This window comes from Fervidobacterium sp. (assembly GCF_059913585.1).
On record NZ_DBOLZL010000014.1, the window covers coordinates 159,023 to 181,804 of the forward strand.

Sequence of the window (22,782 nt, forward strand, 5' to 3'; positions counted from 1 at the left end):
TACTACACCCCCCACTGTGGTGGGTCAATTACCAAATGTTGCCCACCGTTTTTCTTTCCTCTAACAACTACCAATTTTGCTTCTTTTTCAGGTGTCCCATGTAAAAAACACATTCTTTGAACAGTGAGATTTACCTCACTTAGATAACTCAAGACTGTGGTTAAGATATTCGGTGAAAAGACAAATACAAACGTTCCACGGTTCCTAATCAAATACGAAGCGCTCTGTATAAAAACCTTTATGGTTTCTAAATCAGTTGTGCGACTCAAACGTCGTATTTTACTTGGGCTTTCCTTACCTTTCCCTGATAAATGAAACGGAAAATTCGACACAACCATATCAAACATCTCGGGTTTATAAAAGTCTTTCACGTCCCTAACGTCCAGATTTCTGAACCTTACTTTATCATCAATCTCGTTTAGTTTTGCACCAAGATTTGCAAGCTCAACAAGCTCACCTTGAATCTCAATTCCCTCAACAGTAAGATTATACAGTTTGGCAAGTGCAAACGCAACTATCCCTGTTCCACTTCCAAGTTCTACAACGGTTCTCACATCGCTTGTTGGCTTAGAATACCAAACTAAAAAAGCCGACGCGTGCGTCGGCTTGTGATGTGGTGTATCGATAGTTTTTATTCCCCGCAAAATCTCTGAAGAAAATCTTCCAAGATTCATCTCAAAATTTTCCCCTTATTTAAAATTATCCAACAATTATCCACCAACGAAATCGACTAGTGATTTTTGTATAGCCATGGCCGCTGATTTTAAAGATGCCTCAAGTACAGCTTGTTGCATATTCAGTTGCGTTAAAACCTTTGTCAAATCAGCATCTTGCTCTTTAGAAAGGTATTCAGTGTTGAAGAGTTTCAAATCTTCTATTCTGGAGGCTACCATCTCTGCCATTCGTGACGTTGCACCAACGGATGCAAAATGCTCCATAACTGAACGCTCCAAAACACCGATTTCTTTCAAAGATATCTCAGAAAGCTTTCTTTCATTTCCTTCGTATAACGCGTTTATTGCATCATCGATAGTAGAAAAAACTGTCTTACCGTTTTCGAGGGTAAAGACATCGTAAACCGTCACTCCATAAGTAATGGTGTAACCTAACGCATTGATTCTCCTTCTTACATTTGCTTCTATCGGCGTTTGTATGTTACCATTTTCATCAACAGGTCTCAACTCAGATCGTGCACCACCGAAGATATATTCGTCCCCTACTCTTGTATTGGCTATCTCGATGAGATGCTCTTTCAACGCCTTAAGCTCAGCTGCTATTGAGTTTCGTTCGTCAACGGTATTTGTGCCATTCGCACCTCGGACCATCAACTCACGAATTCTGTGGTAGACATTCGATAGCTCTTGGAGTGTGGTATCGTAAGATTGGACAAAATTGTTGACATGGTCAACGTTCCTTTTAAACTGTTCAAGTTCTCTCAAACGGCTCGATATATTGGAAGCCCTTGTAGCAATAACAGCATCATCACTGGGATACTGGACTTCCTTTCCAGAAGAGAGTTTATCATGCATTCGTGCGATTCTGTACAAGCTTTGCTGAATATTGAAAAGTGTTCGTTCGTTAATCATGTTATTTGTAATTCTCATACCTATCACCTCTTCAGCTTATCCAGACAAAGAAATATATTATCTACCAACCAAACCTAATTTATCAATAACTCTTGAAATCATATCATCTACAGCGGTCATCACCCTTGCAGCCGCGTTAAACGCTTGTTGGTATTTTATCATATTCGCCATTTCCTCATCTAAAGAAACCCCTTTTACTCTTTCCCTCTCACCATCAATTTCCTTTTTCATCAAATCGGTATTGCTCTTTATCTTCATCGCAGTTTCACTCTCAACACCGAGTTCTGCTACAACACTACCAAGATATTCGTTAAATGATTCCAACCCATCGTTGAGAACTTTTTTGTTTCTCAAAGCCGAAAGAAGTTCTACAATACCTGTGTTTGCACGACCGGAAGGTTTAAAGACCTTTGCATCCCAGTTTGGATTTTCCTCAGTGTATCCAATATCCACAGCCAACGTTTCGGGATTACTTTTTATCGTTGAGTTAACAGCGAATTTTTCGACAAACCTGTATGGGTCTTTTGGCACTTGTTTGTCTATGAATAATGCGTCAGCTTTGATATACCTCATCCTCTGGTCTTTTGGTGGCTCGAAAGGATTAACAAATACAAATCCTTCGTTCCAATCGTTCAAAGGATTTCCGTCCGGGTCTATAAATCCAAGTGCCGTCCAAAGTGCTTCAGGACCTTGGATAACCTTCTTAAGTTCAAAATCTAAAGACCTTGAGCCACGCAAAACAAACTTTCCGTGTGGTGTAACATCCGCTATGATACCTGTATTTGCATCGTTTATCATTTTTGCCAAATCTCGTAGTGTAGTCTTTGTTGGGTCAATTCTTATCTCCGTTGCACCAATTCTGATGGAAAATGCTTGGCTTCTACCAACGATGTTTTCAAGCGTTTCACGAGATGTATCAAGAGCTCTATATGTTTCTATGTGGATGTTCGCTTGTGTGAATAATCCCCCCGAATCTGATAATTTTATGTTCTTTAGATTAAATTCGTTCGCTTTGGTTGGGATTATAAGCAACTTATCATCGTGCACGAATGCCTTTATATCACTCCCAAAATGTGTGTTAAGCTGATTTGCCAGGTCCTCAAGTGTTGTAGATGCTGTGATGTTTAAGATTTCCTCTTTTCCGTTGATAGCTATCTTGTAACTCCCAGAACTGACTTTGAAATCTTTTCTATCAACCACAAAAACATCGACGTTTTTCGTAACAAAACCCATAGTGTTGAACATGTTACCGTTGAAGTCAAGTGCAAGTGTATTTCTCAAGTTCTGATTAGATTCAAAGTAGAGCCTGTATCCACCATCACCGTGTGCACCAACTTTCAAATCAAACCACCTATCTGAAATCGATGAAATAGTACTTTGGAAGTCCTCAACTTTATCGTATGGGTTAACCCGTGCAGCGAAGATTTTTTCTGTTCCATCAAAGAACACTATCGCACCTTTTTCGATAAAAGGTTTGGTTAAAATATCGCTGAAATCCTTCCTATCACTCATACCAGAGATGAACTTGATAGGACCGTTTTCAACACGTTTCGCTCCAGCCAAACGATACAATTTAGAGTCCTCAATCCTCTCAGCGGAAATGTCGTTGAAAAACTTTAAGCCGGTAACACTTCCATCGCCGTTAAAACCATCTTGGTGGATTAGATTGAATTCATCGGTGAGAGAAAGCACAAACTCATCGAGCCTATTCATGTATTTGACAAGAATTTCATCGCGAAGGTCAAACAAACTTTTCAACTTTCCATCGTTGAATACCACTTTTGAATTCCCTGCAAAGATTTCTTTGAATCCCTTGCCAAACGGTCTTTCCAAAGCCCTCAATTCAACAACATCTTGACCTGTTAAAACAATCTGGTTGCCTATCCTCAGTGTTATTTGACCAGCGTTATCTTCGTAGTAGTATATGTCAGTAAGGTTTGACAACTCATCCAATATTCTGTCTCGCTCGTCAAGTAAGTCGTTCGGCGTGTATCTCAAACTCACCGCTGTTCTTACTTTCGCATTTATATCAGCAAGCCTTTTGACCATCGCGTTTATTTGCTGTGTGCGTTGAGCAATTTCGTTATCTAAATCAACACGTAACTGTTCCAAACGCATATACAAATCCTGGATATGCTGGACCAACTCTTCAGCCCTGCTTACAAGTCCACGTTTCGCAGCAGTGTTTGTTGGGTCTGTTATAACCTCCTCAATTCCCGACCAGAGGGAATCAAACAAATACCTAATTCCCGCTTCGGAAGGTTCAGCAACGAGTTGTTCAACGAAGTGTAAATTTGCAGTGATTGTGTCCCAGTAATTGTATTTGTTGTTCGTTTGTCTGAACTGGATATCGAGGAACGCATCCCTCACCCTTTTGATGTCACGAACGTATACACCCGTTCCTATCTGCAAAGGAATTGAGGGTTGGGTGAGCGAACTTATAGGAATTGGGGGCATGGTAAGTAGTTCCGGTCGTTGCCTTGAAAAACCAGGTGTATTTGCATTTGCTATATTATGTGCAACAACGTTCATTGCCAACTTACTTGCGTAAATTCCAAGGAGTCCGGTGTTTAGTGTTCCAAATAAGCTGATGTCTGGCAAATTGTATCACTCCCTTTATTGGCTTGGGAACAAAACTACTGGTCATTTACTTTAAACTGTCGTATCTGGAAGTGTTGTAGTTTGCAGTATATGCAGATACACCTTGTTTGTTTTGGTTAAAAGAATAATTTGGGGATGGGTTAACACCTCTGACAAGATTGTTGAGAAACTCGAAATAGTGGTTTTCAAATTCAAAAATCTGTCTTATACTCTCCATAACAATCGTCAATTCATTGAGTTTCTCAACAATCTCAGCAGCAAGGTAAGCTACCTGTGGAACATCAGATGCAGTTGATTTATCGATATAATCCTTGACGCTTTGGTAACCCATTTCCTTTAAAATAACATCCCTTTCATCTTCCAACCTCGAAATTTCCAAAGATAGCTCTTCTATCGTGACTGCGTACCTCGAAAGCATATCCGTTTGTCTATTAAGAACAGCACTTTCAAGCCCCCTGAAGGCTTGAATCATACTGTCAAACACCCGAATTTCATTTTTCAAGTTGTCAATTAACACTATCTCATCCCTCCAATATCTTCTTTGCTATCTTCTCCACATCGACTTTGAAAGTTCCATTCTCAATCGCTTGTTTAATTTGGTTAACAAGTTCAACTCTGATTTCAGGATAGCTCTTAGCCATCTCAATGTATTCGGCAACTTTCTTTCCTTCCTCGAGAATAATAGAATCGGCTACGTTCTTTACTTCGCCCTTCACTTTAGATTTTTCTACGTTCTTTTCTGTTTTTCCTTTAACTTCCTGTACGTTCTGAGCACCCTGTAATCCTGCTTTGTTGATTTTGTCAATCATGCACCTCACCATCCTTTCAAAGATTTATAACCATTCCCAAGTTAATTATCGGCAATAATTCATCTTTTCTTGAGTGCCGACATCAGTAATGGTACTTTTCGTTTTTTAGAATTTTAAACCCTCTGAAAATTTGCTCAAGCAAAAGAATCAGGCACATCTCATGAGTAAATGTCATCTTAGAAAAAGAAATCCTCTCGGTTGCGTTTTTTCGCAGAGTTTCATCGATACCGAGAGGACCACCTATGACGAAGACCAGTTCAGAATCTTTCATGAAAGCTTTATCCATATATTGTGCAAATTCTTCACTGGTCATCTGTTTCCCCCAAAGGTCAATAAGTGTGTATTTACGTTCCTTTAGCCTTTTCAATATGTGCTCTGATTCTTTTGAGATTATTACCTTTGGATCAAGTGTGTTGATATCTCCTCCGAGCGGGACAAAGTTTACCTCAACTTTTGCAAAACGCGAGATTTTTTCTTCGTAGAATTCCTGAGCTGGCACAAGATGTTTGGAAATTTTCCCTGGGATGATGATTTCTATTCTCATACTGGTGAGTAGAAATACACACCTCCTATTTCTATAACCTCTCCTGTTTGTTGTAAAAAGTCCAGTGTTTTCTCAAACAATGCCTCATTGTTCGAAAATACCAACTCTTTTATGTAAGGCATTTCTTCTTTGAAAACGAATGTTTGAGACAGTATGCGCTTTACAAAATAGGCAAATGTAGAGACCTTGAGCATTTCCAGGTCACACACTATTTTTGCAGGTGTTGAATATGATATGTAGTCACTTTCATCCAAACCTTTCAAACATCCGCTTCTTTTCACAGCCTCGACGTAAGTTTTGAATTCGCTTGATGAGATTTTAAACTCGCTTTGCAAAAGTTGGTTCAAGGCTTTGACTCTTCCATTGACAAACGCTTTGTAAGTCTTTTCAACAAATTCCAAAAGATGTTCCGCAACTACTGGATATTTTTCAAGTAGTGTTGCAAAGAAGGCTTTATTTCTATTTATCTCGTAACCACTTTCTGAAAGTAATAAAACTTTGTCATTAACCAGGATATCAATTGCCGCTTTAAGGTCACCTATGGGAATTTTGTTATCTTCCGCAAATTGCGGAAGTCTCTTTTCACTTAATGACTCATACAACACAGCTCTCAAAATCATTAGCTTTATATTCTTTAATCTCTCAGGTTTCTGGACTTTTCTCTCGTAAACTTCGTCAACAAGCTCGTGCATAGTCTGGAAACCGTATTTGGAAGGGTTGATGTTAAAAGAAATTAAAAAGCGTGAGAGGTTGTCACGAGTAAATTCCTTTCCGGAACGTTTTAAGAATATCTCCATCTCTTCAGCCAACCTGTCCACAGGGTCCGTGAGATTCTCGTTTTTCACAATGTCCTCGTAGGGTATGAACTTATCAACGGCAGAAACGAGCTCATAACTTGTTGATTTCGTCCTTGCAAGTGCAATTACGCGCTTTCCATACGATTTGAGTTTATACACCAGTGCGGTGAAATCTGCATCACCGGTTACAAGGAAAAATGTGTCAACGATGTTATTCTTGAGCGCCTGTTCTATACAATCCACCGCTAACCTTATATCGTTCCCTTTCTTGTTTGGTAAAAACTCTGCTTCTGGCACTTCGACAAGTTCTATACCGTAGTTGTACAAAGCAAATGCTGCTATTTTATTTTTCGACCAAGAACCGTACGCCTTTCCACCAACGATTCTCCCGTATTTCTGTGCTTCTTTGTACACAAGCTGGACATCAACCGGTTGATTCTGAAAATCAAAAAGTAGGAAGATATTGGAAAAAGTGGAAAGACCCGCCCCTTCCATTTTGCTCACCTCTTCCCCCCAAATGTTTTTCGCGATTTTAAAAGCCAGAACTAAAGCTTAAAAATCTTTACAGTAGCAGTTATCACATTCTTTTTGTTCAATAAGATTATACACCAACTCACCTATTGGATTATCAATTCCTGCGAGATAATCTGCAAGATGGAGATGAAGACATTTTATCGTTTTCCAATCCCTTATTCCACCTGTCCCAACAGAAGACAGAACGGAAGACCATGTAGAATCCTCAGGTTTCAATAAAGCCAGTCTTTTTGATATAACTTTCTCATGTGCAATCCGAAGTTTCTCGAAAAGTTCTGGGTCACTTTTAACTAGTTCTTCGTACTTGGTGATATAACCTTTTTCTTCTAACTTGGAAACTTCTTTTCTCAAATGAGGGCATGTGAGGTAATGAATTGTGGGAAAAGGTTTGCCATCTCTGATGGGATAGCTAAGGACAACCTGTGGAAAACCACAAGAGCAGTGTTTTTCAACTCCCAGAACATTATCAACACTTCTACCGAGTTGCGAGTGGATAACTTTTAGATCCTTATCACTAACGCGTTCCACTCGTCCATCACCATTTTTTCAACGATATTGTACCCTTCAAAAAGATTAGCCTTTTGAACGATGATTCCAGATAATATTAATAAACCATCTTCTTTCAGATAGTTCTTAGCACTCTTTAACATCTCAACAAGTATTTCCGCAATGATGTTTGAGACGATTATATCGTACTTTCCATCAACGTTTGAAAAAAGGTCAGACCATTTCACTTCAATGTCCACGTTGTTCCTCAGAGCATTTTCCTGCGCAACCTCAACTGCAAGAGGGTCGTTATCAACCGCCAAAACCCTTCCTGCTCCCAGTTTCTTTGCAAGTATTGCCAATATTCCGCTTCCACAACCAAGGTCGAGAACATCCATTCCTGGTTTTAGATACTTTTTAAGATACATCGCAGACATTTTAGTTGTCTGATGTAATCCTGTCCCAAAAGCCAAGCCTTGTGGTATTTTCAAAACGACGATTCCATCCTTTTCTTCCAAATGATGTTCTTCCGGGTCTACCCAGACACCTTCTATCATCTCAAAAGGCTCAGTTATTATGTTCTTAAACCAATCTTCAGGCTTTGTTTCCCTATATCCAACAAAAACCAATCCAGCATTTGTGAGCGTATTCTTGACCTCTTCCAATTTCTCCTCATATGGCGAAACAACAGCGAGGAACTTTCCCTCGCTGCTTTCTATCTCGTAATAATCGTATTCACCATATAATATTTCATCTACAATGTCTTGCTTTGACTCATCGAAAGTAAAGACTATCTCTTTGAAAACTTTGTTGTTCTTTAAATTACTCAGAAATTACCCTCCTCATAACGTAAGTATTGTTTCTTGGCAAATAAGCTACGGGATCTTTCGGCGATGAAGCGACTCTAACTTCAAAATGTAGATGCGGACCTGTTGATGTACCCGTGCTTCCAATTCTTCCGATAAAATCACCTTTTTCAACCCTCAAACCAACAAAGACATTGATTTTCGAAAGATGTGCATAATAAGTCTCGATACCACCACCATGGTCGATGATTATTAAATTTCCATAGCCCGATTTCCATCCAGCAAACTTAACGACCCCCGACCTGGCGGCAAATACAGGATTACCTGTATCTGCTCTTATATCTAACCCGTTGTGGAACATAGTTTTGTTGTATATCGGATGGATTCTCCAACCAAACTCCGAGGTGATACTACCATAAACTGGCCATACGTAATCTACAAGTTGAGTAAACGAAGTATTTACTCTACCAAGTGGCACAAAAACTTCTTTACCAGCTGGTACACTATTTCCAATCGCAGGATTTATTTCCAAAATCTCCTCTGGGTCAATAAAAAACACTTTAGCCAAAGTTGAGAGTGACAAAGTTCTAACCGGTTTGTACATTATGCCAGGAACAAATGGTATTTTCAGCTTCTGCCCAACTTTTAAACTCGAGGGTGATATATCTGGATTCCAATCAAGAATAACAGGAATAGGTATCCCAAAACCCTTTGAGATACCATATAAAGTGTCCCCTGATTGCACTTGATAGTTTATGTAAAAAGCTAATGCCATTCCAACCATTGCTAGCATCAGAAATACTAGTATTTTTCGCACTCCTACCACCCCTTATTCTAATTGTTACAAAAAAATCCTGTTATATTTTACCATAAAATTTCATTATGTCAAAATCTGAGTACCAGTGACCATTTTCACCCATCAAGTTCTAAAAATTCTTATTTTTTCCTAATATAGGTCAACAATGCCATAATATCAGCTGGTGTTACACCAGGAATTCGCATTGCTTGTCCAATTGAGAACGGTCTAATTTTTTCTAACTTCTCACGTGCTTCGGTCGATAAGTTAGGCACCTCTGTAAAATTTAAGTTTCCAATATGTAAATTTTCGTATTCTTCAAATACTTTTACTTGGTCCAACATAGCCTTTATATATCCTTCGTATTTAAGCTGTATTTCAACTTGTGTAAGAACTTCTCTGTCCGTAATAGGTTCCGGGTCCAAGATTCTTATATCTTCGTATTTAATCTCAGGTCTTCTCAGTAGCTTTGCTAATCTTGTCCCTTCACTCAAAGGAGATGAACCAAGCCTTACCAAAAGTTCATTCACCTGCCCTGAAAGTGGGACTTTGACGTTCTCAAGTCTCTCTAATTGTCTTTTTACTTCGCGCTCTATCTCCAAAACTCTTTCGTAAAACCATTTTGGAATTAAACCAACTCTGTAACCGTATTTTGCCAACCTGAGGTGTGCATTATCGTGTCTAAGAAGCAATCTGTACTCCGCTCTCGAGGAGAGTAATCTGTAAGGTTCGTCTGTTCCCTTTGTTACAAGGTCATCAATCATGACACCAATGTAACTCTCAGACCTTTTTAAAATTAGTTGTTCTTCTCCTCGTAATTTCAACGCTGCGTTGATTCCGGCTATAATTCCCTGACCAGCCGCTTCTTCGTATCCACTGGTTCCGTTAATTTGACCTGCAAAGTAGAGGTTTTCCACAAGCTTCGATTCCAAGGTTGGGTACAGTTGCGTTGGGTCGATGTAGTCGTACTCAACAGCGTAAGCAGGTCTAACAATGACAACATTTTCAAGTCCTGGGATTGTTCTGAGCATCTTAATCTGAGCGGCGTAAGGTAGGCTCGTAGACAAACCGTTCAGATAGTATTCTTCCGTGTCCTTCCCTTCTGGTTCAACAAAAACTTGATGACTTTCACGTTCGAATTTCACAACTTTGTCTTCTATTGATGGACAATACCTAGGTCCTTTTGCTTGGATAAGTTTTACTTCACCATACAGTGGTGAGAATATCAGGTAATCACGTATGATTTTGTGCGTCTCAGGAAGGGTATGAGTTAACCAACATGGATAGTCTTTCGGAAGAACCTTAGGTTCGTTGAAATGTGAAAATGCCCAAGGTATATCATCTGTATCTTGTCTTACCATTTTTGAAAAGTCGATACTTCTTTTCAGTACACGCGCTGGGGTTCCTGTCTTAAACCTCCCAACTTTAAAGCCAAGATTTATCAGTGATTCTGTTAATCCATGTGCAGAAAAATCGCCCATTCTTCCAGCTTCCATCGTTTCTCTGCCGATGAATATCCGCCCTCTAAGGAACGTTCCTGTGGTTACTATGACTGCTCTTGCATGGTAGTCTATCCCAAACGAATCGACAACACCTGCAACCTTTCCATTCTCAACGAGAAGTTCTTTTACAATCCCATAACGTAAAAGCAGGTTTTCTTGATTTTCCAATTTTCTTTTCATCGTTCGAGAATAAGAGTATTTATCTATTTGTGCCCTCAATGCTTGAACCGCTGGACCTTTACTTGTGTTGAGCATCCTCACATTTATCATGGTTTCATCTGTAGTTTTTGCCATCTCTCCGCCAAGTGCGTCTATCTCTCGGACTACAATGCCTTTGGCTGAACCACCAATTGCAGGATTACATGAAGCCCAGCCTACGTTGTCAGGGTTTCCTGTTATTAGCATTGTTTTTAATCCAAGCCTTGCACACGCAAGCGCTGCCTCAATTCCAGCATGCCCACCACCAATTACAATGACATCAAAAGAGTAATCATCTTCTGGTCTTTCAAAATATTTGCCATAGTCTATTTTCATCTTCTTATTACCTCCTCACCATTCACAAATACGGCAACAGGGTCTTCTTCAAAAGGGTCACCATCGTATAAAGCAAAGTCTGCGCAGTACCCTATATCTATTCTTCCACATTGATATCCAGCAATCTTAGAACCTGCTTCGGTATAGTAATAAATCCCTTCTTCCATTGTAAACCCCATCTTAAACGCATACTCAAGCACATACTTTGGGTCAGCTGGTGAAACAGGAGAGTCTGTAGAAAATGCCATCATATATCCTGATTTGTGCATTTGGATAAATGGATAAGCAAGTTCAAAAGAAACGTTATCCAATAGCGGAATGTCTTCAAAGTAAAAGTGTGGTTGGACTGAGAGATAAAAACTTTTCAACTTTGGAAAATCTTTTTTCAAAATAAATTGCAAATGAATTAACCTGTGTCTTGTCTTGACTTTAGCTTTTTCAAGTCTGTTTAAAACTTCCGTAAGTGCCCTGTCACCAATCACGTGTATGTTTAATTGTATATTTCTTTTCTCTGCAAATTCCACTATCTCATCAAAATTGTCCGGCAACGTATTCATACCAAAACTGCCTGTGTCTTTGTATGGATAAAACATCCATGCAGTCCTTCCACCAAGCGAACCATCGGCAAACAGCTTTATACCACCAATTTTCGAAATGCCAAATTCTCCGAACTCGTAATTCCACGGCTCATAGGTGTAGAGCTTTTCAAAAATTCTAATTTTGCTGTTTCTTAAGAGCTTTTTCAGCGTCTCAAAACTAACACCATGAAAGTCATCTGAGTGCACTTGGGTAACACCGTATTTCAGAAATTCTTCCTGCCCTTTTTCAAATGCCTTTGAGAAAAACTCATCTCCGAGGAAATTCCAAACCTTTTCTATCTCTTTTTCAAAGAGTAAATTATTCTCATCTCTGTTCTTTCCTATTTTCTCTTTCAAATAATTATTTATCCAGGCAACATGTCCACATTTTCGCACTAACAAAACGGGAATCTTCAGTTCATTCGCTTTATCGAGGAGTTGTTTTTCTGGAAGATTTTCCCAACCACGCGCAATAACAAAGCTCTCTGAAGACTCTCTTGTTTTTGTAAGGACGTCGAAAAGATTTTCTCTCGTCAAGTCGTGTGTCAAAAATTTCATTCCAGTCCCTATGACGTGCGCATGCGAATCTACCCATCCAGGCATTACAAATAGACCTGTGGCGTCCACCACAGGTCCGGTATCTGAATAAGGCACAAACCTACCATTTTCGATGTAAAGGTTTTTCTTTTCGAAAATCGTCCCGTTCCAAACGTAACCGCCTTTAACTATCAAACTCACACCTTCTATCTGTCATTTTTATGAAAGTATCCCAGCGAGCTTTACCAATTCCATATCGAGTCGTTTCTTCTCTTTTAACACCTCATCAAGTTTCACCGTTACTATCTTTCCACCTTGGAGTGCCGTCATGACACCGCTTTCTCCACGCAGCAAAGCATCAACGGCTGCCACTCCCATCCTCGAAGCAAGGAGCCTATCGAACGCTGTTGGAGAACCTCCTCGCTGGATATGACCAAGTATAGTGATTCTTGTTTCGTATCCTATTCTGTGTTCTAAGTGCCTTGCAACGGTGTATGCACTCGCCGCACCTTCAGCAACAACAACGATACAATTAATCTTTCCTCTTTCCCTTTCCTCCAGTAATTTATTTGCCAATTCTTCGTAATTCACTGGAACCTCTGGGATAATTACCGCTTCTGCTCCGGTTACTAATCCACTTACCGTTGCAATATAACCCGAAGACCTACCCATAACCTCGACTATAAATGCCCTTTCGTGTGAACTGGCAGTGTCTTTTAGTTTTTGTATTGCATCAACAACTGTGTTGAGACAGGTATCTACACCTATACTCATATCGGTCATGGCAATATCGTTATCTATAGTTCCGGGGATTCCAACAACAGGTATCTTCTGTTCTTCCTCCAAGAACATCGCACCATGTAAACTACCCTCACCACCAATGACAACCAAACCTTCAATACCATGTTTTTTTAGAATTTTTGCCGCTTCCGCCCTTGTCTCTTTCCTAACAAACTCTGGACATCTACTCGTCCTCAAAATAGTTCCACCTTTTTCCATGATGCCACCAACGGATGCAAACGTCATCGGTTCGATATCCTCATCAAGAAGACCAGCGTATCCACGTTTAATTCCATAAACTTCCAAACCGGACTTGATACCATATCTTACAACAGCCCTGATAGCGGCATTCATTCCTGGAGAGTCTCCTCCACTTGTCATCACTGCTATCCTTTTCAATTCGACCGCCTCCTCCTAAAAAAGGATTTTACATTTTACTTCAAGACAAGGAAAATTATACCACAAGTTTTAGAATAGTCTACTTAATCCCATATTATCAGTCTTTTCAAAACATATTACATTCTTTCTCGTTTTTTCTTTGTCTTTTTCTCTTTACCTTTTCCCTCAGCTATGTCGTGAGAACGTTTAAGTGCTTGGACAACGTAATAATTCACCGTCCCCCTTGGATATTCGTAGTTTTTGTTCATAATTCCTGCTTTCATATCGGTCATTAACTCAATTGCTTCGTCCACATCATCAACGGTCCAGATGTGGAACAACCCGTTTCTTATCGCATCAAGCACCTCATCAGACAAAACTAAGTTCCTTACGTTCGCTTTTGGTATGATAACCCCCTGATTACCTGTGAGACCTTTTATTTTACAAATACGGTAAAAACCTTCCACTTTCTCGGTAACCCCACCGACTGGTTGAACGTGTCCGTGTTGGTTTATCGATCCTGTAACCGCTATGTTTTGCTTTAGCGGTATTTTGGAAATCGCAGAGATAATCGCTAACACTTCGGCAAGTGATGCACTGTCACCTTCAACATATCCGTAAACCTGTTCAAAAGAAATTGAAACGCCTATCGAGAACGGCACTTTCTTGGCATATTTACTACCTAAATATCCTGTTAAAATCATCACAGCCTTGCTGTGTATCTGACCACTCAAGTCAGCCTCTCTCTGGATATCCAAAATACCAGAACTACCAAGATACGTCTTTGCTGTTATCCTCACTGGCAAACCGAATTCAAAATCACCGAAGTTCATAACAGTTAACCCGTTCACCTGTCCTACAACTTTACCAGATACATCTATCATGAGTTCCTCTTTTCGAAACATCTCATCATATTTTTCTACAACAAGCTTCAAACGTTCCTCTCGTTCCTTTAAAGCACGTGCAACATCTTCGTATTCAATATACCTAGAATTCCTCTTTGTGGCAAAAAAGTTTGCCTCTTCCAAAAGGTCAATCAATGCCCCAAGTCTCATCGAAAGTTTTGTTCTATCGCCAGATAGTCTTGCCGAATACCAGATTACTTTTTCTATCGCACCTCTTCTCACAGGTAAAAGCTCTCTTTCTCGAGTGTAATCTGTAATGAAAGCAACCAAATCCGAGATGTTTTCAACGGTAGCATCAAGTTCCCAGTCCATTTCCACTTTGACCTTGAATAACTTTTCAAAATCAGGGTCGTATTCATATAATAGTTCATATATCTCAGGTGTTCCTATGAGTATCACTTTAACTTTCAACGGTATAGGTTCCGTTCTTAAAGTTGCTATCGTCGAATAACCATACGCTGTATCGATGTTCTCAACCTCGAGTTGTTTTGAAAAAAGGATTTTCTTTAGCCTGTCCCATACAAACGGATGCACGAGTAGTTCCCTTGCATCAACAATCAAAAAACCTCCGTTTGCCTTGTGCAAAGAACCAGGGCGAATCATATTGAAGTCCGTATAAAGCATTCCTTCACGCTCGATATATTCGATTTTTCCGAACAAGTTATGATACGTCGGTGTGTCTTCGAAAACCACTGGAGCACAATTCAAATCCGAGTTATCAACCACAAGATTGACGTTGTAAGCCCTTCTAAAATAATACTCAAGGTCCGAAAGCTTTTTCGTTGAACTAACTTTTTCTATTATGTCCTCTTTGATTTTGTGTATAAACTCCCTCACATCACTAAATGGGTACTTTGCTTCAATTACGGAGAAAAACTCTTCCGTAGCAAACAACAACGCGTACCGATTTAAATCTCTCACACGCTCTTTGTATAAACTCTCAAGTTTACGTACATTTTCCACAGCAGCTTCAATTAATAATTGAACTTTCTTTTCATTTTCTTCTATCTTTCTTTTTTCATCTTCGCTCAGAGCTGTAAAATCTTCCTCTTTCAAGACCTTGCCATTCATAACGGGATAGTAATTCACACCGGTTTGTGTGAACTTAATCAAAAAGCCCAAGGCTTGCGCTTTTTCAACCAAATCTTTCGTTATACGTTCTTGTTCACTTTCGAACTCTTCATCTATCTCTCTTCTTCGTGCTTTGTAATCTTCTCCCTCAAAGACCTTTGAAATCTTTTCCGTTAAGTTTTCCACAAGTTTTTCCATATCTTTTTTGAAATCAACACCCTTTCCTGCAGGCAAGAAGAGTGTGTTTGCTTTTTGTGGGTCATCAAAATCCATTACGTAGGCAACATCCGACGGCACGGGTTTTCTCTGAGCGTATTCGGTAACGAAATGTTTGACAAAGGTCTTCCTACCGGTGCCAGGTAGTCCGACGACAAAGACATTGTATCCATCCTTGTCCATATCCAATCCAAAACGCAAAGCCTTTACAGCTCTTTCACGCCCAATGAAGGATTGAGTTTTCTTAACTTCTTCGGTAGATTCTATCGGCGGAACGATACGTTTATCTACGACCAATTCTTCCCATCTAATCTTCCTCAAAGGCATCAATCTCCACTCCTTTCTTAGTGAAGTGGTACTTGCCTTGTGGTGTCAGAACAAAGTAGGCACTTCCTGAACCAGTGAGTGCTGCAGGGTTTTCACTTCTTAACACTTCTATCCTATCTAACAATTCCTCAGGGATAACTTTCTCAAAGATGTTGTAGGTCCCCGACTTTATCTTTTCCAAATCTTTGGAACGATAAGCTTCGTATAGTTCAGTTGCTTTCATCGGTGCTTTCCCAAACCACTCCGCTCTCAGCTTCCCGTATGCCTCTTTTGTTGATATCGAAAAACCAGGGAAATACACATCTACATTGAAACCTTCAAGTGGTTCGACCTTTTCAATTACTTCCCCTCTGCCTGAAACAATTGCAGTACCACCGTATAAAAAGAAAGGCACATCACTACCTACAGATTTTGCCAATTCAAATGCATCTATTTCGCTTATAAACCTGAAAACCTTTAAAGCTATTAAAAATCCCGCGGCGTTGCTACTACCCCCACCAAGTCCTGCACCGATGGGTATATTCTTTTCAAGCAAAACATGTGCATCGTAGTCGGTGATGTTAACCAATCTCCAAATTCTTTCGATTATGTTGTTTTCAATTTCCACGTTTGATTCTAATTTCAAACATCCATCTCCACGTGTTATTTTGACAGTCATCCTATCAAAAAGCGAAATCGTTTGAAACAACGAATCTATTTCGTGATAACCATCTTCCCTTTTTCTCAAAACATCCAGGCAAAGGTTCAACTTTGCGAATGTTCTAAGTATAATGCTACCACCTTTGCCCATCCTTCCATCTCCTCGATGTAATCTTTTAATCTTTTTGACCTGATTTCTACAAAATTTTCCTTCTCGACTATCCCGTTGTATTTAACATCTGCAATATAGAGCACGCCAATGTGAACGCGACTTACGGGATTCTCAACCTCGTTTATCAAACCTACATAGTTCAGTGATTTCACTTCAACATCGACTTCTTCTGATAATTCTCTTCTTAAACCATTTTCGAAACACTCAACTGGGTCCTGTGAATCTTCTATATTTAAATGTCCACCAACTCCAAGTGTAATCAGGTTATGAAGCCTTTTCTCAGTCTGGTTTGCAGTTCGCCTAAAGAATATATATTCGTCTCCTTCTTTCAGAACGATGTATGGAATCACTTGCCTTATCGTTTCGTCGTATTCTGCTATTCCCCGCTCAACAAAAAATCCGTTCTTTAGTACATTGAAGAATTCTTCTTGAGGAACCTCAACGACTCCTGTTCTACTTTTACACAATCTCTCCACTTCTTCTGCCTTTATAACGAGTACTTTTTCTTTCATTGCGTTGTTCTCAACAGCGCTCATGATTGTTCTCTCCTCCTACTCTTAATATGCTTCAACATCCATCTCAAGAAGTTGCTTCGCTATATCTTTATCTATTTTACTCGCAATAAGTCCTATTGCGGCAAATATGTAGTGTTTATCTCTGTACAACCTTACCTCTTCCGAGGGTAACAACTCCATTGGGTGCAGTTTTGAAAGATGTTTCAAACTTTCTAAAACCTCTTTTGCATGCTTAGACCTTGATAGAAATCCACCTGTGCCAAAGATTACACGAACAGCGGTCAAATCTTTTCCTTCAGCTATCGTCTTTCTACCTGTTGGAGTGTAAAGGTGCTTTTTACTTCCCGCGTGTCTTCTCAATCCTTGTTGTGCACAGAACGTTGCCAGCTTGCTTATAAAATATTCATCACGCTCACTTGCAGGATACGGACTTATTCTCTTGACAAGCTCATCGTAATCTTCAAATTGCTTTCTTAAATTCTCCTCGCCAATCATCTCGATAACGTTGTGTGCGTTTACGTATAGTCCCAAATCGCCCTCAACTGTCCTTTTTGCAAAAGGTTCAGGAGAAATGAGCATTTCCTGGATTTCGGGAGAGCCATCGGTAACAGAATCTACATCTGTTGTTGCACCACCGATATCTATCGTCAAACAATCACCAAAATGTTCATAGGCAAGCTCTGTCGTTATCATAACTGAGGCGGGTGTGGGAATAATTTCGTAGTTCACCATATCTTTTATCTTATCCATTCCGGGTGCCCTTACAATATGCTCGGCAAATACTTCCTTTATCACATTTCTTGTTGGTTCTACATTGAGATAATCAATTCTTGGATAGACATTCTCAGTAACATAGACCTTTTTCCCTGCGTTGGTGAGTATGAATTCTACTTGCTCAGCCGCTGCAACATTTCCTGCGTAAACAATAGGCACATCAAGTGGCAACTTAGCCAACATTTTCGCATTATGGATAACCGTTTCACTTTCTCCGTAGTCAACACCACCTGCTAGAAGAATCAATTTGGGTTGTATGGACTCTACCTTTTTCAAATGGAACTCATCCATTTTTCCAGCCGTCACATATTTGATAACTGCTCCCGCACCGAGGGCTGCCTCCTTTGCCGCGCGAACGGTCATATCGTAAACAAGCCCGTGAACAGTCATCTTCAAACCGCCCGCAGCGCTGCTCGTTGCTGCAAACTTCTCCCAACTGATATCTTCACCAAGTTGCTCTTTAATCTTTCTAAGAGCGCGTTCTATACCTATTGTCACATCACCTTCATTAACCGTGGTCCAATGTTCCGCCTGGGCTATTACTTTCGGTTTAAAACCAAAATGAAAAGCTGTTAGAACCGTTGTTGTCGAACCTATTTCTGCAAATAGTAAATCGATTTTCATAACCTATCCCTCCAGATAGTGTTCTAACAAGTTATCCACACTAATAGTATTATACTATCCATTTGACAAATTAAAACTTATATATCACAAGAATTGCACTCATCGTTGTTCTAAAAGAGTTATCAAATAATGTCAGGTGAATTTTGATGAAAATAAACGAAAAAATAAGCAATCAAAAGGATTCTTCTTATGAACTATTTTTTTCTTTCTGAAAGAAATATTTTAAGAAAACTTGTGAATTATGTTTTCATAGGCTGTGTATGTTATACTTTGCGTCGAGGGTGGTCACACCCAAAAAACGCATTACTTTTAGGGAGGGAGACGTATGAAAAAGTGGTTACTCTTAGCTGTGTTCTCAGCACTTATGATTGTCACAGTCTTGCATTTTGCAGTTGATGTTGGGGTTGTGCTCCCAACAAACGTAGAACCAAGATGGGTTCAGGATGAAACCAGGTTTAGAGAAGCTTTAAAGAACACGAAGTACTCTGTTGAAATTCTATTCAGCCAAGGCTCGCCTGCAAAGGAAAGAGAAAACGTTGAAGCACTTATCGCAAAAGGAATGAAAGTTTTAATCATTTGTCCACATGATGCAGTTGCGGCTGCAGCATCAGCAGAGCTCGCTAAAAAAGCAGGAGTATATGTCATTTCTTACGATAGGCTTATCATGAACACCGAAGCAGTTGATTACTATGTAACATTTGACAGTGTAGAAGTTGGTAGAGCCATGGGTAGGTTCCTTGTGGAAAAAGTTAAGCCCGGGACAAAGAATAACCCACTTTACCTTTACGCAGGTGCTCTTTCAGATAATAACTCTTTCTTGTTCTTCCAAGGCGCATGGGAAATTCTACAACCAAAGATTGCTGATGGCACATTTAGGATAATCAACTCTTCGGAAGCTCGAAAAGTTCAGGACAAGAAAAATCTTACAAGAGACGAGATGGCAAAAATAATTGGTCAGATTACCACAAATTGGGATTTTAACGTCGCTAAGAGAAAAGCAGAAGACGACCTTACGAGAGCAAAAGCATCTGATAAGGGAACAGTCTACATCCTTGCTCCAAACGATGGAACTGCCAGAGCAATTGCCGATGCTTTTAGAGCTGATAAAGCTGTCAAGGAATACTACATCACTGGTCAAGATGCTGAGAAAGCATCCGTACAATACATAATTGATGGAAAGCAATCAATGACCGTCTTTAAAGACGTCAGGCTCCTTGTCAAAGATGCTATAAATGCCGCACAACTGCTATTGGAAGGGAAGAAACCAACAACGACAGCTGTCTATGACAACGGAAAGAAAAAAGTACCTGCAATACAATCTGAAATTCAGGTTGTTACGAAAGACAATGTAAAACAGATTCTTATTGATTCTGGTTACTACTCTGAAAAGGACTTTATCTGGCCAAAGAAGTAAGATAATTTGCTGCTTTAACTAAATCAAAACTGGGTGGTGTGAAATATCACCACCCAGTTTCTAGAAAAATACTTTAGATTGTCGTAAAAGTTTTTGGAGGTGATTTAATGGCAGAAGATTTTATTCTGGAAATGAAAGGTATAACAAAAGAATTTCCCGGTGTTCGAGCTCTCGATAACGTAGATTTTAAAGTTCGACGGGGAGAAATTCACTGTTTAGTAGGTGAGAATGGTTCTGGGAAATCAACTCTTATGAAAATTTTAAGCGGCTTCTATCCGTATGGGGAATATGAAGGCACGATAATTTTTGATGGACAAGAAAGACATTTCAGAAACATACATGACAGTGAAAATGCAGGTATTGTAACAATATTCCAAGAATTAGCCTTAATACCTGAACTTACCGTCTATGAAAACATATTCTTGGGTCACGAGATAAAGAAAGGTAGATTCATCGACTGGAACGAGACTATTGCTAAATCTAAAGAAATCCTCCACGCTCTCCGTCCCGATTTAGATCCATCAAGAAAAGTTAAAGACTTAGGTGTTGGATTGCAACAAATTGTTGAGATAGCGAAAGCCCTTAGCAAGAATGTGAAACTGCTAATATTGGACGAGCCAACATCTGCCCTAAATGAGGATGATAGCGAAAACTTGCTAAGGATTATAAAAGAATTGAAGAAAAAAGGTATTACCTCGATTCTTATTTCACACAAACTTAAAGAAGTCATAGAAGTGGCGGATATGATTACTGTCTTGCGCGATGGAAAAATGGTCGCAAGACTGGAAGACAAGTCACAGTTCACCGAAAGCAATATAGTGAGGTATATGGTTGGTAGGGAAATAGAAGATATTTATCCAAAAAGAAAAAAGAGAGAATTTGGTGAGAAGATATTTGAAGTGAGGAATTGGAAAGCTTACGACCCAAGGTTAAACAGGTACATAGTTAAGGAAGCTAATTTCTACGTAAGAAAAGGTGAGATTGTTGGAATTGCTGGCTTGATGGGAGCCGGAAGGACAGAGCTCGCACTGAGCCTATTTGGAAACCCTTTGGGATATATAGTAGAAGGAGAAATCTACTTCGATGGGAAATCGGTAAAATTCAAATCACCATCTGAGGCTATTAAATCAGGTTTTGCATATCTATCGGAAGATAGAAAAGCTTTAGGATTGATCTTAAATTTTGATGTAAAGACAAACATCACCTTAACTGGATTAAAACAACTCAAAAACGGTCTTTTCGTAAATGAAAACGAGGAAATCATAGTAGCCGAAAGGTTTAAGGAGTCATTACGCATAAAAACACCTACGGTTGAACAAAAAGTTATGAACCTCAGCGGTGGTAATCAGCAGAAGGTTGCAATTGCAAAATGGTTATTTGTAAAGCCAAAACTTCTTATCCTGGATGAACCAACACGTGGTATAGATGTTGGCGCTAAGTATGAAATATACACACTTATGAATAGGTTGGTGGAAGATGAAGGGATGAGCATAATAATGATTTCCTCCGAATTACCTGAAATCATAGGAATGAGCGATAGAATTTATGTAATGGCTGGTGGAAGAATAGTAGGCGAACTTGACAGGGAAGAAGCAACGCAAGAGAAGATAATGCACATGGCAGTTGATTACTAATAATTGACAAAGGAGGGAACCAGAACATGGGTTTTTTTGCTGAACTTGGTAAAGTTATAAAAAAGAACATTAGAGACTACGGGATGTATATCGCTCTTGGTGTTATAATGCTGATATTTACTATTCTAACGGATGGACTTTTCCTTTCCTCAAGAAACATAAGTAACCTGTTTAATCAAATGGGATATATAGCTGTCCTCGCAGTTGGTATGACACTGGTCATTGTTATTAGACATATAGATCTTTCGGTTGGTTTCATGGCTGGTTTTCTTGGTGCCATCGCTGCTAGGCTTTTGAGAGAAGGCATGCCTGTGTTACCAACTATTTTGATAGTGCTTGCACTTGGTACGGTTTTTGGACTCGTTAATGGATTCTGGGTTGCAAAAGTAGGATTGCCTTCTTTCGTTGCCACGCTTGCAGGTATGTTGATATTCAGAGGCGCTTTACTCCTCTTCACTCAATCCACGGGAACAATTATTGTCACAAACGATACCTTTAACCAAATAGGCAATGGATTTATACCAGACGTTTTAGGAAAGGGCGATGTCCATCTCTTAACACTAACGATAGGAATCGCAATTATCGGATTCTACATTTATAGTGAAATAAGAACGCGAAACAACAAAATAAAATACAACTTTGAGGTACTATCAACTCCTATTTTCATACTTAAGCTTCTGTTTGTAAGTGCTATCGTATTCTATATCTTCTGGATTCTTGCTAATTATAATGGTCTTTCTTGGACATTTGTCATAACCATCACTATAACCTTTATATACCACGTACTTACAACAAAAACTGTCCTTGGACGACATATATACGCTGTTGGCGGTAACCCCGAGGCTGCACGTTTAAGCGGTATTGATGTTCAAAAAATCACTCTTTTCGTTTTTGGTTCTATGGGATTTTTGACAGCGATATCAGGTATACTTTATACCTCAAGGCTTCAGTCTGCTGCGCCTGACGCTGGAACATTGTTTGAGCTTGACGCTATTGCAGCTGCATACGTTGGTGGTGTCTCTGCTGCAGGTGGTGTTGGTAGAGTTACTAACTCACTAATAGGTGCCCTTGTCATGGCTTCACTGATTAACGGTATGAACCTCCTTGGTGTGGGAATATCACTGCAGTACATAATCCGAGGTGGAGTACTTATAGCTGCAGTTGTGTTTGATATCAAGACAAGAAGTAAAATTAGCTGATATTACTGCTAAAACAAAAAATCA

The 22,782-nt window shown here is 39.6% G+C and carries 20 protein-coding genes; 3 read left to right on the forward strand and 17 right to left on the reverse strand.

All coding sequences use genetic code 11. From position 1 onward, the window contains the following. Nucleotides 1-2: 2 nt before the first annotated feature. From AC3M61_RS05495 to AC3M61_RS05575, 17 genes are all read right to left on the reverse strand, one after another. Nucleotides 3-674 carry a tRNA1(Val) (adenine(37)-N6)-methyltransferase gene (locus AC3M61_RS05495; RefSeq protein WP_500779876.1) on the reverse strand — a complete coding sequence of 224 codons (672 nt, stop codon included), beginning with the start codon at nucleotides 672-674 and terminating at the stop codon, nucleotides 3-5. Between the two features lie 36 nt (nucleotides 675-710). After that, nucleotides 711-1,604 (reverse strand): flagellar hook-associated protein FlgL, encoded by an 894-nt coding sequence (flgL, locus tag AC3M61_RS05500; protein ID WP_500779877.1) that lies wholly within the window; start codon nucleotides 1,602-1,604, stop codon nucleotides 711-713. A gap of 39 nt (nucleotides 1,605-1,643) precedes the next feature. Continuing rightward, nucleotides 1,644-4,187: a flagellar hook-associated protein FlgK gene (flgK, locus tag AC3M61_RS05505; protein ID WP_500779878.1), complete on the reverse strand. Its 2,544-nt coding sequence runs from the start codon at nucleotides 4,185-4,187 to the stop codon at nucleotides 1,644-1,646. A 46-nt stretch (nucleotides 4,188-4,233) separates the two neighbouring features. Then, nucleotides 4,234-4,704, reverse strand: a complete 471-nt coding sequence (flgN, locus tag AC3M61_RS05510; protein WP_500779879.1) for a flagellar export chaperone FlgN — start codon at nucleotides 4,702-4,704, stop codon at nucleotides 4,234-4,236. Between the two features lie 4 nt (nucleotides 4,705-4,708). After that, nucleotides 4,709-4,996, reverse strand: a complete 288-nt coding sequence (gene flgM, locus AC3M61_RS05515) for a flagellar biosynthesis anti-sigma factor FlgM (RefSeq protein ID WP_500779880.1) — start codon at nucleotides 4,994-4,996, stop codon at nucleotides 4,709-4,711. A gap of 82 nt (nucleotides 4,997-5,078) precedes the next feature. Further along, nucleotides 5,079-5,540, reverse strand: coding sequence for a 23S rRNA (pseudouridine(1915)-N(3))-methyltransferase RlmH (locus AC3M61_RS05520; RefSeq protein WP_500779881.1), 462 nt, complete (start codon nucleotides 5,538-5,540; stop codon nucleotides 5,079-5,081). After that, nucleotides 5,537-6,832, reverse strand: a complete 1,296-nt coding sequence (locus AC3M61_RS05525) for an NYN domain-containing protein (protein WP_500780022.1) — start codon at nucleotides 6,830-6,832, stop codon at nucleotides 5,537-5,539. The genes AC3M61_RS05520 and AC3M61_RS05525 overlap by 4 nt, the downstream gene beginning before the upstream one ends. 57 nt (nucleotides 6,833-6,889) lie before the next feature. Next, a complete protein-coding gene (locus AC3M61_RS05530; protein WP_500779882.1) occupies nucleotides 6,890-7,399 on the reverse strand; it encodes a DUF501 domain-containing protein in 510 nt (169 codons plus the stop codon). Beyond that, on the reverse strand, nucleotides 7,372-8,022 hold the full coding sequence (locus AC3M61_RS05535) for a 50S ribosomal protein L11 methyltransferase (protein WP_500779883.1): 651 nt from the start codon (nucleotides 8,020-8,022) through the stop codon (nucleotides 7,372-7,374). Before AC3M61_RS05535 ends, AC3M61_RS05530 begins: the two co-directional genes overlap by 28 nt. Nucleotides 8,023-8,179: 157 nt before the next feature. Then, entirely contained in the window at nucleotides 8,180-8,980 is an 801-nt protein-coding gene (locus AC3M61_RS05540) for a LysM peptidoglycan-binding domain-containing M23 family metallopeptidase (protein ID WP_500779884.1), read from the reverse strand. 119 nt (nucleotides 8,981-9,099) lie between these two features. Next, a complete protein-coding gene (gene mnmG, locus AC3M61_RS05545; RefSeq protein WP_500779885.1) occupies nucleotides 9,100-10,995 on the reverse strand; it encodes a tRNA uridine-5-carboxymethylaminomethyl(34) synthesis enzyme MnmG in 1,896 nt (631 codons plus the stop codon). Next, the gene (locus tag AC3M61_RS05550; RefSeq protein WP_500779886.1) at nucleotides 10,992-12,305 is read right to left on the reverse strand and encodes an amidohydrolase; all 1,314 of its coding nucleotides are present in this window, start codon (nucleotides 12,303-12,305) and stop codon (nucleotides 10,992-10,994) included. The genes mnmG and AC3M61_RS05550 overlap by 4 nt, the downstream gene beginning before the upstream one ends. Before the next feature lie 24 nt (nucleotides 12,306-12,329). After that, entirely contained in the window at nucleotides 12,330-13,289 is a 960-nt protein-coding gene (gene pfkA / locus AC3M61_RS05555; protein ID WP_029683979.1) for a 6-phosphofructokinase, read from the reverse strand. A gap of 116 nt (nucleotides 13,290-13,405) precedes the next feature. Continuing rightward, on the reverse strand, nucleotides 13,406-15,787 hold the full coding sequence (locus tag AC3M61_RS05560) for a Lon protease family protein (RefSeq protein ID WP_500779887.1): 2,382 nt from the start codon (nucleotides 15,785-15,787) through the stop codon (nucleotides 13,406-13,408). Next, complete coding sequence (ispE, locus tag AC3M61_RS05565) at nucleotides 15,768-16,577, reverse strand: 4-(cytidine 5'-diphospho)-2-C-methyl-D-erythritol kinase (RefSeq protein ID WP_500779888.1); 810 nt, start codon at nucleotides 16,575-16,577, stop codon at nucleotides 15,768-15,770. Before ispE ends, AC3M61_RS05560 begins: the two co-directional genes overlap by 20 nt. After that, nucleotides 16,532-17,134 (reverse strand): NUDIX hydrolase, encoded by a 603-nt coding sequence (locus tag AC3M61_RS05570; RefSeq protein ID WP_500779889.1) that lies wholly within the window; start codon nucleotides 17,132-17,134, stop codon nucleotides 16,532-16,534. The genes ispE and AC3M61_RS05570 overlap by 46 nt, the downstream gene beginning before the upstream one ends. Nucleotides 17,135-17,155: 21 nt before the next feature. Further along, entirely contained in the window at nucleotides 17,156-18,511 is a 1,356-nt protein-coding gene (locus tag AC3M61_RS05575) for a GlmL-related ornithine degradation protein (RefSeq protein WP_500779890.1), read from the reverse strand. 325 nt (nucleotides 18,512-18,836) lie between these two features. On the opposite strand from AC3M61_RS05575, the gene AC3M61_RS05580 reads away from it, so the two are divergent. From AC3M61_RS05580 to AC3M61_RS05590, 3 genes are all read left to right on the forward strand, one after another. Then, nucleotides 18,837-19,925, forward strand: coding sequence for a sugar ABC transporter substrate-binding protein (locus tag AC3M61_RS05580; protein WP_500779891.1), 1,089 nt, complete (start codon nucleotides 18,837-18,839; stop codon nucleotides 19,923-19,925). A 107-nt stretch (nucleotides 19,926-20,032) separates the two neighbouring features. Beyond that, nucleotides 20,033-21,559 carry an ATP-binding cassette domain-containing protein gene (locus AC3M61_RS05585; protein ID WP_500779892.1) on the forward strand — a complete coding sequence of 509 codons (1,527 nt, stop codon included), beginning with the start codon at nucleotides 20,033-20,035 and terminating at the stop codon, nucleotides 21,557-21,559. A gap of 26 nt (nucleotides 21,560-21,585) precedes the next feature. Next, a complete protein-coding gene (locus tag AC3M61_RS05590; protein ID WP_500779893.1) occupies nucleotides 21,586-22,758 on the forward strand; it encodes a sugar ABC transporter permease in 1,173 nt (390 codons plus the stop codon). Nucleotides 22,759-22,782: the final 24 nt, after the last annotated feature.